This window comes from Arthrobacter sp. HLT1-20, from assembly GCF_054510895.1.
This window is the reverse complement of sequence record NZ_JBTNDR010000027.1, coordinates 1-13914: the sequence shown is the minus strand read 5'-3', so window position 1 is coordinate 13914 and position 13914 is coordinate 1. Positions and strand designations below refer to the sequence as shown.

At 62.1% G+C, this 13914-nt stretch carries 15 protein-coding genes; 2 read left to right on the top strand and 13 right to left on the bottom strand.

The annotated features are described in order from the left end of the window. Positions 1-17: 17 nt before the first annotated feature. The 8 genes from ACX80Q_RS13780 to ACX80Q_RS13745 form a co-directional block, all read right to left on the bottom strand. Complete coding sequence (locus ACX80Q_RS13780; RefSeq protein ID WP_459331101.1) at positions 18-2504, bottom strand: GDSL-type esterase/lipase family protein; 2487 nt, start codon at positions 2502-2504, stop codon at positions 18-20. Positions 2505-2718: 214 nt separating this feature from the next. Next, positions 2719-3297, bottom strand: coding sequence for a DUF1990 family protein (locus ACX80Q_RS13775; RefSeq protein WP_459331100.1), 579 nt, complete (start codon positions 3295-3297; stop codon positions 2719-2721). Beyond that, the gene (locus ACX80Q_RS13770) at positions 3281-3691 is read right to left on the bottom strand and encodes an MmcQ/YjbR family DNA-binding protein (protein ID WP_459331099.1); all 411 of its coding nucleotides are present in this window, start codon (positions 3689-3691) and stop codon (positions 3281-3283) included. Before ACX80Q_RS13770 ends, ACX80Q_RS13775 begins: the two co-directional genes overlap by 17 nt. Beyond that, positions 3688-4248, bottom strand: coding sequence for a dihydrofolate reductase family protein (locus tag ACX80Q_RS13765; protein WP_459331098.1), 561 nt, complete (start codon positions 4246-4248; stop codon positions 3688-3690). The genes ACX80Q_RS13770 and ACX80Q_RS13765 overlap by 4 nt, the downstream gene beginning before the upstream one ends. 45 nt (positions 4249-4293) lie before the next feature. Beyond that, positions 4294-5211 (bottom strand): polysaccharide deacetylase family protein, encoded by a 918-nt coding sequence (locus ACX80Q_RS13760; protein WP_459331097.1) that lies wholly within the window; start codon positions 5209-5211, stop codon positions 4294-4296. 31 nt (positions 5212-5242) lie between these two features. Continuing rightward, positions 5243-5659, bottom strand: coding sequence for a CoA-binding protein (locus ACX80Q_RS13755; protein WP_459331096.1), 417 nt, complete (start codon positions 5657-5659; stop codon positions 5243-5245). Between the two features lie 79 nt (positions 5660-5738). Next, positions 5739-6227, bottom strand: coding sequence for an SUKH-4 family immunity protein (locus ACX80Q_RS13750; protein ID WP_459331095.1), 489 nt, complete (start codon positions 6225-6227; stop codon positions 5739-5741). A gap of 60 nt (positions 6228-6287) precedes the next feature. Next, positions 6288-7094, bottom strand: coding sequence for a carbon-nitrogen hydrolase family protein (locus tag ACX80Q_RS13745; RefSeq protein WP_459331094.1), 807 nt, complete (start codon positions 7092-7094; stop codon positions 6288-6290). Between the two features lie 92 nt (positions 7095-7186). Between ACX80Q_RS13745 and ACX80Q_RS13740 the strand changes: the two genes are divergently transcribed. Further along, positions 7187-7879: an aspartate/glutamate racemase family protein gene (locus ACX80Q_RS13740; RefSeq protein ID WP_459331093.1), complete on the top strand. Its 693-nt coding sequence runs from the start codon at positions 7187-7189 to the stop codon at positions 7877-7879. 135 nt (positions 7880-8014) lie between these two features. Here ACX80Q_RS13740 and ACX80Q_RS13735 read toward each other — a convergent pair whose 3' ends face one another. The 5 genes from ACX80Q_RS13735 to ACX80Q_RS13715 form a co-directional block, all read right to left on the bottom strand. Then, positions 8015-9304, bottom strand: coding sequence for an adenylosuccinate synthase (locus ACX80Q_RS13735; RefSeq protein ID WP_459331092.1), 1290 nt, complete (start codon positions 9302-9304; stop codon positions 8015-8017). Positions 9305-9625: 321 nt separating this feature from the next. Continuing rightward, on the bottom strand, positions 9626-10051 hold the full coding sequence (locus ACX80Q_RS13730) for a DUF3151 domain-containing protein (protein WP_459331091.1): 426 nt from the start codon (positions 10049-10051) through the stop codon (positions 9626-9628). A gap of 1 nt (position 10052) precedes the next feature. Next, complete coding sequence (gene fbaA, locus ACX80Q_RS13725; RefSeq protein WP_459331090.1) at positions 10053-11075, bottom strand: class II fructose-bisphosphate aldolase; 1023 nt, start codon at positions 11073-11075, stop codon at positions 10053-10055. Between the two features lie 171 nt (positions 11076-11246). Beyond that, a complete protein-coding gene (locus ACX80Q_RS13720) occupies positions 11247-11969 on the bottom strand; it encodes a dTMP kinase (protein ID WP_459331089.1) in 723 nt (240 codons plus the stop codon). A gap of 258 nt (positions 11970-12227) precedes the next feature. Further along, the gene (locus ACX80Q_RS13715) at positions 12228-12833 is read right to left on the bottom strand and encodes a TrmH family RNA methyltransferase (protein ID WP_459331122.1); all 606 of its coding nucleotides are present in this window, start codon (positions 12831-12833) and stop codon (positions 12228-12230) included. Positions 12834-13033: 200 nt separating this feature from the next. On the opposite strand from ACX80Q_RS13715, the gene ACX80Q_RS13710 reads away from it, so the two are divergent. Continuing rightward, on the top strand, positions 13034-13828 hold the full coding sequence (locus ACX80Q_RS13710) for an HAD-IIA family hydrolase (protein ID WP_459331088.1): 795 nt from the start codon (positions 13034-13036) through the stop codon (positions 13826-13828). Positions 13829-13914 lie beyond the last annotated feature (86 nt).

The window sequence follows — 13914 nt, the reverse complement described above, 5'->3', positions numbered from 1 at the left end:
CGACCGTACAGCGCCGACTACGTGTGGGAGGCGTTCCGACGTCGGCTGACGATCGACAGGGCGCCGGCCAGCAGGAGGGCTAGGCCACCAAGCAGAAACGGGGTGGTTCCTGCGCCTGTATTGGCCAGATTCTTGCCGGCCTGGTTGTTGGCGTCCTGGTTTCCAGCCGGGGTGTCGCTAGCTGTGGATGTTCCGGATGCCGAGGCAGTGCCTGAAGCTGCGGAAACCGTCAATTTGGCGCTGGTTTCAGCTGATTCCCCATTCGCACCGGTGCCTGTGATGATCAGCGTATGCACGCCGGCCGGGATGGATGTTGGCAACTTTGCCGTCAAGGAGACCACGCCGTTGGCAGAGACCACAGCGGTCCCCAAGACAACCGGGTCCGAATGCAAGGTAAAAGTGGCCGTGGTGCCCGGCTTGAAGTTGCTTCCTGTCATGGTCAACTCACCGCCGGCAACCGCCGAGCTGCCACTCAATGACACGGTGGGCTCACCGACCACGGGGGCCGTCGGCGCAACCGTCGGGACGCCCGTAGGAGCCACAGTCGGCTCAACCGTTGGCGCAAGAGTTGGAGCAACAGTGGGCTCAACCGTCGGAGGCACTGTCGGTGCAACCGTCGGTGCCACTGTCACGGCAAAGGTCACGGAGACAGGCACTTTTGAAACGGCACCTGTAGCTGTCACCGTCGTACTGCCAGCGGGGCAGCTAGCTGAGATGCCGATGTTGGCCGTGAAGATCCCGGCGGCGTTGGCGATGGCTGTGGCCGGAACTGCCAGACAGCTGCCAGCAATGGTGACGGTCTCGCCGCCAGCAAAGGTGGTGCCAAGGAGCATCGCAGAGGTACCCGCCGCGACGGCGTCGGCAGGGCCACTGAGCTGCGGGGCGAACGCCTGGGTGAACGGCGCAACGTCCACAGCCTTGGCCAATGCCGCGTAGCCAGCAACGCTCAGGTGGATCTTGTCACCACTGTCGTAGACGGGAAGTATGCGCTCCGGATCGGCCGGGTCGGCCACCGCCGCGGAGAAGTCCACCACGGCGTCGAACTCGCCACTGGTCATGATCCAGTTGTTGGTGGTGGTGCGCACCAGTTCGCGTGCTGCGGTGAAGGAGGCCACACCCTTGGTGGGTGTCATGGTGGCTCCGTATACCTTCAATCCAGCGGCACGTGCCTGCGCGATGATGTTCCGGTAGCCCTCGATCAGGCGGTCGCTGTTGGCGCCGTCGGGAATGTCATTGATGCCTTCAAAAAGGAACACGGATGTCACGCCAGGAACGGCGGCCACGTCGTAGGCGAAGCGCGTGGTGGCAGCCATGCCTCGGTTCTTAGCACCGCCAGCCTCATAGGTCACCCGGTTGGAGCTGATGCCTGCGTTGACCATGGCGATGGACGAGTCACGGGCATTGATCTTGTCGGAGAGCTGCGCCGGCCAGTTGTTAAAACCGTTGGTGCTCGAGCCCCAGCCGTCGGTGATGGAGTCTCCCAGGGCCACCATTGAGCCCTTGGCCGTTGCGGAAATGACGTCGATGCCCTTCAGGAAGAAGAACTGCGAGGCTCCCTGGGTGAAGCTGGTGTTGGCGGTGTCTGCGGTGTGGTTGCCGTCGGCAATTCCGTTGGAGACGATTCCGAGGTTGTGATAGGGGGAGAGCGGGATGGTTCCGGAGACAAACACGCTGACCAACAAGTTGGTGTCGGTCTTCACGGGCACGTTCAAGGCGTCGCTGACAACCTCCCCACCGGCGGGGATGGTCACTGTGGTGGCACCGCCAAACTTGAACGACGACGGCGCGGAGCCGGCAGTAAGCCCCGTGCCCTGGTAGCCAACAGTTGCCGATCCAACAACCAGCGGCGCGGTGCCAAAGCGGTTGGAGAGAGTGATCCGCTGGGCATTGCCCGCCAAGTTGGGGCGGACCACCATGCGAATGGTCTTGTCGGTCAGGGCCGGGCCGCCATCGGTGAGGGCTGTTCCCCAAGCCGTGACACGGGTGATGCCGTTCTTTGCCAGCACCCAGCGCTGAGTGGCGGCAGCTCCTGCCACGTTTGAAACCACATCAAGTGAGGCGGCATCGGCAACATCCGCGGCTCGCCCCGAACCAACATTGACCAGTGTGTAGCCATCGTCTCCGGCGGCCATCCGCCAGCGCTGGCCGGGGATGTCGGCGCAGTTTTCCTGCGTCAGGGCAGCCCCGGCGGCAACTGCATCCTGAAGGCACAAACCACTGTTGTTGCTGCTGAGCTTGTAAACACCCGGCGCAGTCTGCGCCACCCACCAGGACTGCCCGGCGGTGCCGCGCGGGGCATCCTCCACAATCTTGGTGCCAGCAGCAATGGACACTCCGTTGACATGGAGGTTCTTGGCCGTTGACACATTCGTCAAGGAATAAGCCCCGGGTGCAACTGCCGTGGGGAGCGTTGCCGCCTGGACCGGTTGGGAACCAGCTGGAAGTACCACCGCCCCGGCAAGGGCAAGGGCCGAAACGGCCACAGCAACGGATAGTTTGCGCATCAATTACTCCTCAAGAAGGAAGACGGATTCGCACGGTCCCAGATCTAGTGCATGTGATTGGCGTCACCGAACGGTTAGATCATGTTATCCATGACATCGATGGATGTCCTATGTCCGATGAATTATTACGCCGATCCTGTGGCGTGACTATGCAGATCACGCCCTCAACCAGCACTGTTGAGGGCGTGATCTGCATAGTCACGGAACATTGGGGCTAGAACCCACCCACCAGTCCACGAGCAGCCTGCAGGTAGGAACGGGTGACACCCGCCTGCGTCAGCTTGGTCACCGGGGACCCCAGGGCATAGATGAATCCGGCGGGCTTACTGAAGGCCAAAAGCCTGAAATAGACGCCGCCGTCGGACGTCCTCATGGCAATAAAAGCTTCTTCGCCAAGCGCCGGATGCCCGGGCAAGGTGCCGTAGCCAAAACCGGCCATCTGAACGTCAGCCCCGTCCGGGCCGGCAACGGTGCAAGGCTCCATGGCCCACACCACCTCGCATGGCACCGGGAGGCGGAGGTTTCCCACACCAAATCCACTGACCACCGTGGCACCCACGGCTGCCCGCGGCGGAGCGCTCACCTGCAGGCCGGCCCGGCGTTGAATCTGCCAGGTCATGATGCCCTCGGCCAGCGCATCGAAGGCCTCCTGGCCGGCACCCACCGCAAGAGTCTTGTCCACATGGGCAAACCCTGCCGGCCAATGCGCGGACTCCGCGGACTTTTGCGCCACCAAACGCGTCAGCCCAAGGTACGGGTAGTTCAGGGTGCCACGGCTAGCTCTTGGCGACATATGCGCTCCACTCCAATGCAAGTTGTTGTTTCTTGGGCAGGCCCGCCACCACCAGGTCGTAGGAGTCTTCCAGCATCTCCAACACCATGGCCCCGTCCACAACAGAGGTGTCCACGGTGTTCCAATGCCTCTTGTTCAGGTGATATCCGGGGGTGATTCCGGGGTTGGCTGCGCGCAATGCGGGCGCCAGCTCGGGGTCACACTTGAGACTGATGAGCAGCGGGGTGGCCTCCAGGTTACCTAGGGCAAAGATCTTCGCGACCCACTTGTCCCCGCCGCCGCTGCTGGGGGCCTTGACCTTGAAGACGCTGATGTCCTCGCCGAAAGGGAAGTCTTCAAAGCAGCCGGTCAAGGCCAGCGCTGCGGTTTTCAACGTTGCTGCGCTGATGCTCATGTGGCGGCCAGCACCTGGTAGTGCAGAACAGCAAATTGTCCCTGCTGGCTGGCGCTGCGCAGCACCAAGCGGTCCGGGCCCACTGTGCGCGGCAGCAGCGGGGCGCCCGCGGCCAGGGCAGCCGGTGCAACGCTGAGCGAGATGTCCGTCAAAGCGCCGCAGTCCAAGAACTGGCCAGCCAAGTCCCCGCCGCCCACAACCCACACGTCCAGGTCCCCTGCCGCGTCCTTGATCCGTGCCAAAACGTCTTCCACGGCGCCGCTGACAAAACGGACGTCCGCGCCCGCAGGGACGGGCAAAGTCCGCGAGGTGAAGACATAGGTGGGTTTGCTGCCATAAAACTGCTGCCACTTCTTTGGCTCGGCCAGCAGGTTTTCGGCGCGCAGCACCCATTCATACGTGGAGGACCCTTCCACAAAGACACCCACGGAGTCCATGAATGCCGCCATGTCCGGGGCGCCGGCGTTATCCACCGCAAAGAGCCACTCCAGCGAATGGTCCTGATCGGCAAGGTAGCCGTTCAATGAGGTTGCCGTGTTGTAAACAATTCGTGTCATGGCAACAACGCTACCCGTTGCATGGCCAGCCGGCAGGCAGAAAAGCTACTTGGTGCGCAGGTAGTCCTCCAGCAGCACAACCTTGAGCCCGGCGGCTTTTTGCGCCTTCAAGAATGCGGCAAGGTCCGCCGGGAATTCGGGGCGGAAGTGCATCAGGACAATATCTCCGGGGCGTAGTCCGGCACCGACTTGGTAGTCCATGCCACCACCGTTGGCCTTGGTTTCCCAATCGACCACGGCTTTCATGCCACACTCGGCCACCGCCTGGCGCGTGGCATTCGTGTAGGGGCCACCCGGCGGGCGGAAGAACACGGGACGGCGCCCGTACTGCTGTTCGGCAAAGTCCGCCATGCCACAAATTTCGGCCTTCTGCTGTTCGTAGCTGAGGTTGATGAACCCCAAATTGTGGCTCATGGTGTGGTTCTCGATCAGGTGCCCGGCGGCCGTGTACTTCTTGTAAAACTGCGGGTCCCCCGCAATGAACGTGTTCGCCAAAAAGAGCGAGGACTTGATGCCGTTCTTCTCCAGCAGCGCCAGGTCCGAATCCCGCTTCACGGCGCCGTCGTCAATGGTCACGAAAACCACTTTTTGCTCAGTGGGGATCTTTGTCAGCACGGGGGCCATCCCGTTTTCAATGGGCGGCAGCACGTAGTCCGGAACCAGTCCGTCCAGGGTGTCCACGCGCCCGGTTGCCGGGTTGGTGGCGGGGGCTGTTGTTGTCATGGCCGACGACGGAGCCGGGCTTGGGCTTGGCGTGGCGCTTTTCGCCGGGGTGCTGAACGCAGCGGCACTGGGGGTGCTGGGCGGCGTGCTCGCGGGGCCAGCCGGCACCACACGTGCCTGCTGTGAGGGCATGGTGTTCACCCACCAGATGCCTGTTGCCACGAGCGCCACAGACAGCACAAGAATGGCAACCGCAATCAAACGGCCCCGGTGGCGGGAATGATCAAGATGACGAGGCATAGGGTTCTTCCTGAAATTCGGCGCTTGCGGCTTACAGCCCCAGCTTTGCTGACTCGATTTTGGGGCAGGCATCCATGACGACATCGAGTCCTGCAAGGAGGGCGCGCTGCGCTGCCTGCTCATCCACAACACCCAATTGCAGCCACACAGCCTTGGCGCCATTGGCAATGGCTTCGTCAACCACTGCACCCACCCGGCTGGAATTGACGAAGCAATCAACCACGTCAATATTACCGGGGACATCGGCAAGTTTCGTGTAACCCTTGGCACCGTGGACGTCGTCGCCCTTAAGGCTGACGGGAATGATTTCCTGGCTCAGGTGCCGCTGGAGAAAATGGGCAACACCCACTGCCGCACGCAGGGGGTTGTTGGACAGGCCCACCACCGCCCACCGGCCCGGAGTGGTCAGGAGCCGGCGGATAACGTCTGGATCATTGAACTGTGCCATGCCTTGAGCCTAGCGGCTGCAGGGACGCATCCGGATGAAGGCTTCGGCGGTTCGTCTGCGAGGAACCGTCCCAAGTTAACTAGGCGTCGGAGCGGACTTCTTCAACCTCTTCAAAGAGGTCAATGTCATCGTCTTCGGTGTCATCGAAGTCCACATAGTCTTCGCTGGTGAGTTCCTCGGCATACAGGGCCCAGAATTCATTGGGCGCCGCAGCAGCAGGGTCTAGGGCTTTCAGTTGCTCCACGAACGATTTTTTGACGGCCGAGAAGTCCTCGTCGTCCTCGGGGCCCACAGTATCCCTGTCAATGGCGCCCCAGGCGGCCACAATCTTTGGCAGTGTCTCCAAGGACGACGCAATCAGTGATTCATCGTCTTCACAGACGTAACGCACCGATCCGTTTGAACGGTCCACCACCACAAACTGAAAGTCGCCGTCATTGCAGACAACTGCCCGGCCAGCGGCATCGTCGGCGAACGGCGGCTTGAGCCATTGCCCGTCCAGCGGCACATCCTCCAACGCTACTGGGAACATGGTTTCCAGTACCGCCCAAATCTTGGCGTCGTTCATGATTTCCTCCTGCCCTTAGTCCCGACACTAATCACAGCGATATCTTTCGTCAACGGTGACTTAGCCTGCGGGGACCACCAATGTGCTGCTTTCAAAGCGCCGGTTGCGCAAAACGGGCAGGAATTCGCGAACTTCCTCCACGCGCCGGTGCGTGGCATCCGCTGTGGCAATGCCTTCGGGTTCTTCATTGAGGAAGTCGGCAGGGATGCCCATAGGGTCCAGAATCGCCGAATGGCCAATGCAGTGGTCGCTGGAGGTGCCGGCCGCCGCCACCCAGCACGTGTTTTCAATGGCGCGGGCCTTCAGCAGCGTCTCCCAATGGTCAACCTTGTGTTCGCCCTTGAACCAGGCCGCCGAAACGCACAGCAGCTCCGCCCCGGCCACTGCCAAGGACCTGGCCAGCTCCGGGAAACGGAGGTCGTAGCAGGTCATTAAGCCCACCTTGAATCCGCCAATGTCCACCACGGTGATGCCGCGGTCGCCGGGCTTGATCCTTGAGGATTCCTTGTAGGAGAACGCGTCGTAGAGGTGCAGTTTCCGGTATGTGCCCAGGATTCCGCCGTCGTCGTCCACCGCCACCACGGTGTTGTAGGGGCGTTCCTCGCCACTGGATTCATAGCCGCCGGCAATGACGGCAATACCGGCGTCGGCGGCCATGAGAGAAATGCCCTGCACAAAGGTGGTCCACTGGGCGTCAACGGCCGTGGCGAAGTCGCCGGCCACCCTGCCAACTGAGAACATGGCTTCCTCCGGGAAAAGGATCAGTTTGCTGCCCTCTTGCGCCGCAGCAACGCAGAGCCGGCGCATGGTGGCCAGGTTCTGTGCAACTTCGCCGCCCGGATTGAACTGCCCAACACTGACCTTCATGACATCTCCTTCGACCCACCAACACCATCTGACATCCAGCCTAGTCGTGATGGGCTCCGGGAGACCACGGGCTGCCAAAGTATGATGCTCGAATGAAGACCATTGGGCTGCTGGGCGGGATGAGCTGGGAAAGTTCGGCACTATATTACAAGCTGATCAACGAACTGGTCCGGGAGCGGCTTGGCGGCCTGCATTCGGCCCGCTGCATCATGGCATCCGTTGACTTTGCTGACGTTGAACAACTTCAGGCCACGGGGCAGTGGGAACGTGCCGGGGAACTCCTGGCCGAGGAGGCGCGGCGGCTGGAAGCCAGCGGCGCAGATTTCATCCTCTTGTGCACCAACACCATGCACAAGGTGGCCGGTTCCATTGAGCGCGCCGTGCACATCCCGCTCCTGCACCTGGCCGATGTCACCGCGCAGGCTGTGGCGGCCTCGGGTTTGAGCACCGTGGGCCTGCTCGGCACCGCATTCACCATGGAGCAGGACTTCTACCGCGACAGGATTTCCGGCCACGGGCTGACGGTGTTGATTCCCGACGCCGAGGCCCGCCATCTGGTCCACAGCGTCATCTACGGCGAACTGGTGTTGGGCGTAGTAACGGAAGCCTCCCGGGAGCGCTTTGTCCGGATCATCGAGTCCCTGGCGGCTCAGGGTGCCGAGGGGATCATTTTAGGGTGCACGGAGATCGAGCTGCTGATCGACCAAAACAGCAGCCCCCTGCCGGTCTTCCCCACCACCAGGATTCATGCCGAGGCCGCGGTTCGGCTGGCCCTTCAAAGCTGAGCCGGGTAAAACAAAAGGCGTGTCCGACGCCGGAACTCAAGTTCCGGCGTCGAACACGCCTTTATGCTGTGGCTGGGCCCACGCGCCCGGGGATCCAGCAAATCGCGTCAGCGATTTACTGGGTGGGCGTCGGGACTAGTCGTTGATGAGGTCGTAGCGCACGATTGTCTGATCACGGGCCGGGCCAACGCCAATGGCGGAGAGCCGGGTGCCGGACATGGCTTCAAGCGCCAGCACATAGTTGCGTGCATTCTCCGGCAGGTCTTCCAGGGTGCGGGCCGTGGTGATGTCCTCGGTCCAGCCCGGGAAGTACTCGAAAATGGGCTTGGCGTGGTGGAACTCGGTCTGCGTCATGGGCATTTCATCGTGACGGACGCCGTCGACGTCGTAGGCGACGCACACGGGGATTCGCTCAATGCCTGTCAGCACGTCCAGCTTGGTGACAAAGTAGTCCGTGAAGCCGTTGACGCGGGAAGCGTGGCGGGCCAAAACGGCGTCGTACCAACCGCAACGACGGGGACGGCCGGTGTTCACACCAAACTCGCCGCCAGTCTTTTGCAGGTAGATGCCCATGTCATCGAAGAGTTCCGTGGGGAACGGACCGGCACCAACACGTGTGGTGTAGGCCTTGATGATGCCCACTGCGCGGGTGATGCGGGTGGGGCCAATGCCGGAACCAACCGACGCGCCACCGGCGGTCGGGTTGGAGGAGGTCACGAACGGGTAGGTGCCGTGGTCAACGTCCAGGAACGTTGCCTGACCGCCTTCCATGAGCACCACTTCGCCGCGATCCAGTGCCTCATTGAGCACATAGGTTGCGTCAATGACCATGGGGCGCACACGCTCGGCAAAGCTGAGGAAGTACTCCACAACCTCGTCCACTTCAACGTCCCGGCGGTTGTAGACCTTCACGAGCAGCTGATTCTTCTGCTTCAGCGAACCCTCCACCTTCTGGCGCAGGATGGACTCGTCAAAGAGGTCCTGGACGCGGATGCCCAGACGGGCCACCTTGTCCATGTATGCCGGGCCAATGCCGCGGCCCGTGGTGCCAATGGCGCGGCTGCCCAGGAAACGCTCGGTGACCTTGTCCAATACCTGGTGGTACGGGGCCACCAAATGGGCGTTTGCAGAAATTCGCAGCTTGGACGTGTCCGCGCCGCGGGCCTCAAGGCCCTCGATTTCCTCAAACAACGCCTCAAGATTCACAACACAGCCATTGCCAATAATGGGTGTCGCGTTGGGGCTCAAAATTCCGGCAGGAAGGAGCTTGAGCTCATACTTCTCACCGCCTACGACCACTGTGTGCCCGGCGTTGTTTCCACCGTTGGGCTTCACTACATAGTCGACCAAACCACCCAAAAGATCTGTGGCCTTGCCTTTACCTTCGTCACCCCACTGGGCGCCGACGATTACGATTGCTGGCATGGGACCCTCCCCCTTGCTCATAAGTTGAGCCGGGCACTGCAGAGGCCGGTGGTTGTTCCACCGTGCAGTGTCCGGGCACGAAAATGCCCCTTGGAAACCACCGGCCTTCATCAGCAAAGGCTTACGAAGGCAGTCAGTCAAGGGGGTCTTACCTCCTAAGTTTACTTCACGGCCCTAGCTGGCGCACATTGACCGCGCAGGGTGGACAGTGCAGGGACCGCCCATGCCGGACGGGTCAATGAAAAATGCCGCCGTTCCCGCTTTTTGCCACCGGTATATCCGGTGGCAAAAAGCGGGAACGGCGGCATTTCTTGTTGCAAGCTACAGAGCGGCTTCGATCGCGGCGGTTGCCAAGGGATCGGAGTCGTTCAGGAACGTAGCAATGCGTGCGGCTTCATCGGACTCGCCAATCGCTCCGGCAGCGCGGCCCAACGCGTACAGCGCACGCAGGAAACCGCGGTTTCCCTCATGCGAGTACGGCACCGGGCCGGTTCCGCGCCAGCCGTTGCGACGCAGGGCGTCCAGGCCGCGGTGGTAGCCCGTGCGTGCGTAGGCGTAGGACTCAATGGTGCGGCCCTCCGCATACGCCTCGTCAGCCAAAATGGCCCACAGGAGTGAGGACGTGGGATTGGCGGCAGCCAAATCCACTGCCTCATCCCCCGCGTCCAACCGTGCCTGAATGTCTTCCTCGGCCGGGAGCAAGGTGGGCTCCGGGCCCATGAGGTTCCGGCGGAAATCTTCGCTCATGCTACTTGAACGTCTTGCCTGCGGAGCCGAGCTGCGAGGCAGCCTCAACAACGCGTGCTGCCAGGCCCTTTTCGGCCGAGGCGCCCCAAACGCGGGGATCGTAAAGCTTCTTGTTGCCGACTTCGCCGTCAACCTTCAGCACGCCTGCGTAGTTGGTGAACATGTGGTCAACCACGGGACGGGTGTACGCGTACTGCGTGTCGGTGTCGATGTTCATCTTGATGACACCGAAGGCAACTGCGTCGGCAATTTCCTGGTCGGAGGAGCCGGAGCCGCCGTGGAAGACCAGGTCGAACGGGTTTTCCTTGCCGATCTTGGCGCCAACGGCTGCCTGGATTTCCTTCAGGAGTTCCGGGCGCAGCTTGACGTTGCCGGCCTTGTAGACGCCGTGCACGTTGCCGAAGGTCAGGGCCGTGATGTAGCGGCCGTATTCGCCGGAACCCAGTGCTTCAACGGTGGCCAGGCCGTCTTCGATCGTGGAGTACAGCTTGTCGTTGATGGCGTTCTCCACGCCGTCTTCCTCGCCGCCAACAGCACCAATCTCAACCTCAAGGATCATCTTGGCGGCGTGGGTGCGGGCCAGCAGTTCGCGGCCGATGCGCAGGTTCTCTTCGAGGGTTTCGTGCGAACCGTCCCACATGTGGGAGTTGAAGATGGGGTCGCGGCCGGCGGCTACTTCACGCTCGGAAGCTTCCAGCAGGGGCAGAACGAAGCCGTCCAGCTTGTCCTTGGGGCAATGGTCCGTGTGGAGGGCCACGTTGATGGGGTAGTTCTTGGCAACTTCGCGTGCGAATGCGGCGAAGCCCAAGGAACCGGCAACCATGTCCTTGACGCTGGCGCCGGACCAGTAGGCTGCGCCACCGGTGGAAACCTGGATGATGCCGTCAGTTCCGGCGTCGGCGAAGCCCTGCAGGGTTGCATTGAGCGTCTGGGATGACGTCACGTTGACCGCCGGGTAGGCGAAGCCGCCAGCCTTGGCGCGGTCGATCATTTCGGCATACTTGTCCGGTGTTGCAATGGGCATTGAGAGCTCCTATGGGCTGAACGGTACTAAGAGGCTGGCAACAGGCCCGCCTCCCGCATGGCTCCTCCCATCTTAGCGATTGCGCTCACAGTGTCGAAGAAGATGAAGCTTGCGCCCAACTTGTGGACATTCTTTGCTGTTCGACGCCGGACTGTCTGCGATGCTGTGATGTTACGGTGTGGGGTTGGTGGACCGGGAACGAGATTTTCCGCCAAAGGCCACATGCAAACCTGAGCTGTTGCTTGTCGCGGCTTGTCGGGTCTTGGCGGCGACCTGTTGCGGCGTGCCGGATCCGTCGATGATGTGCCACCCTTTGGACAGCGCAAGCTCCAGGTACTCCTCGCGCGACGATCGCAGATAGGACAGGGACTCGCTGTCTTCCCCGCGTGCAAGGATCCTGGCGTGGGCAATGTCGGCCGGTACATCAATCAGGATGACAGCATCCGGTTCCGGCAGCCGGGAAAGCAGCCAGGGCATCAACAACCCTTGAGGCAGCCCCCGGACCGAACGCAGGACCAACTGGCACGCCACATGGCGATCCATGACGGTGGTGCCGGTAAATCCCGCGGCCCGGGCGTGGGCCACAAGCACGTTGAGGAAACGCACGATCGACTCCAAACGGTTGGCCCATGCCGGCGTCAGTACGATTCCGAAACGATCGGCCACCCGCGACATCCAGCGACGTCCGGCCGGGTTGCGCAGGAGCTGGGCAGGCGACCCGGCATCCCTGAGTTCGGCCACGAGAGTTGTCCCGACTGTTGTCTTGCCCGCTCCGTCGATGCCCAGCAGTACGACGGAGCGGGGGCGCGGCGAATCAGCGGGGCATTCATCGACCTGCTTGGGAATCGGTAGCGTGTCGGGTGCTGTGGTCGCTGTCGTGGACGTGGCTGGCAAAGGGCTCCAGAGGGTTGGATTGCAGTGTTCTCTGTCCAGTTCAACGACCAAGCCCGGCGAATCGATGCCAGCTCGGTACTGTGTGTTCCCTGTGAATGGATCTAGGCTGGTCCCGAACCCGAGTCGGGCTGGCGTCCCCGTTGCCAAAGCTGGCAACGGGAGACTGTGAACTGGAGCATTGCGACTACGAGATCGCTGCCTGCCTGGACGACGCGGATTTAGTGCATGCAATGATCGCTCAACGTCACGACCTTGGGACTAGCCAACCTCTTGGTTAAACACGTGGCGGCGTACCCATGCGTGCATGGCGATGCCTGCCGCGGATGCTGCATTGATGGAGCGGGTGGAGCCAAACTGCTCAATGGAGAGCGTGGTTTGGGCCGCCGCGTGGACTTCCTCGCTTAGCCCGGGGCCTTCCTGGCCGAACACCAGGACACAGTTCCGGGGCAGCTCGTAGGTTTCCAGTTTTTCCGAGTCCGGGAAAATATCGATGCCGATGATGGCCAGGCCCTCGCCCTGCGCCCAGGCCACAAAGTCCTCAACTGTGGGGTGGTGGCGGACGTGCTGATACCTGTCGGTGACCATGGCGCCGCGCTTGTTCCACCGGCGCTTGCCAATGATGTGAACTTCCTTGGCCAGGAACGCATTGGCCGTGCGCACAACCGTGCCGATGTTCATGTCGTGCTGCCAGTTTTCGATGGCCACGTGAAAGTCGTGGCGGCGGGTGTCCAGCTCGGCAACAATGGCTTCCATGGTCCAGTACCTGTAGTGGTCCAGCACGTTGCGGCGGTCGCCCCCGGCCAGGAGTTCCTGATCCCAATGATCGCCCTGCGGCCATGCACCTTCCCACGGCCCAACACCCACTTCATGGTGCGGTTCAACGTATTCGGGCGCCTCTGTGGACTTGGCTTCGGCGGGGGCGGGGGAAGTGGTGTCGCTGGAATTACTCACTAGTTAACTTTAGCCGCTGCACCGCAGGCGCATACCCGGCCCGGCTGTGCCACGGCGCCCGGGCGGATCTGCAAGACTGGTGCTAGAGAAATCCGGCCACATCAGGAGGAACCATGAGTAAGGCGCAGAACCGCCAGCCCGCAGACATCGAATGCTGGCTCACCGACATGGACGGCGTGCTGGTCCATGAAAACAAGGCAGTCCCCGGTGCAGCCGAACTGATCCAGCGCTGGGTGGACACCTCCAAACGCTTTTTGGTGCTGACCAACAATTCCATTTTCACCCCGCGGGACCTGGCCGCCCGGCTGAGGGCGTCGGGACTTGAGGTGCCGGAGGAGAATCTGTGGACCTCGGCTCTTGCCACGGCGCAGTTCTTGAAGTCCCAGATGCCGCACGGGCGGGCTTTTGTCATTGGCGAGGCCGGCCTGACCACGGCACTGCATGAGGCCGGCTTCATCCTCACCGACCAAAACCCGGACTATGTGGTGTTGGGCGAGACCCGCAGTTACTCCTTTGAGGCCATCACCCAGGCCATTCGGCTGATTGGCAACGGCGCACGGTTCATCTGCACCAATCCGGATGCCACCGGCCCGTCCCGCGAGGGTCCGCTGCCTGCCACGGGTGCCGTTGCCGCCTTGATCACCAAGGCCACGGGCCGTGAACCGTACATTGTGGGCAAGCCCAACCCCATGATGTTCCGTTCAGCCATGAACAGGATCGAGGCCCACTCGGAGACCACAGCCATGATCGGCGACCGCATGGATACGGACATCATCGCGGGCATGGAGGCGGGGCTGCATACCGTTCTGGTATTGACGGGCATCACCCAGCCCGCGGACATTGACGCGTACCCGTTCCGTCCGGACCAGGTATTGAACTCCGTGGCGGATCTGATCGCGGAGATTTAGCCCGGACCCCCATCCCGCCCTGGGGGGGGGGGGGGGGGGGGGGGGGGGGGGGGGGGGGGGGGGAGGGGGGGGGAGAGGGGGATGAC